This window comes from Acinetobacter sp. ANC_7682 (assembly GCF_056779795.1).
This window is the reverse complement of the sequence record NZ_JBWYIQ010000106.1, coordinates 1-234: the sequence shown is the minus strand read 5'-3', so window position 1 is coordinate 234 and position 234 is coordinate 1. Positions and strand designations below refer to the sequence as shown.

At 41.9% G+C, this 234-nt stretch carries 1 protein-coding gene; it reads left to right on the top strand.

Annotation, left to right across the window (positions count from 1 at the left end; all coding sequences use genetic code 11):
- A partial coding sequence (locus AC1M9D_RS14190; protein WP_481612458.1) for a transposase occupies positions 1-234 on the top strand: 234 nt, incomplete at both ends.

The window sequence follows — 234 nt, the reverse complement described above, 5'->3', positions numbered from 1 at the left end:
GCAAACAAGGGCGAAATCAAACCTACTCCGACGCAGCCATCCAATGCTGCTTAATGATTAAATCCTTATTCCGTCTGTCTTTACGTATGGTTACTGGCTTTGTGCAAAGTCTGATTAAACTTTGCGGATTAAATTGGACCGCACCAGATTACACCACGCTTTGTAGAAGACAAAAGCATATTGATATTGTAATCAGCTACCAAAAAAGTAGCGATGGGCTGCATCTACTCATGG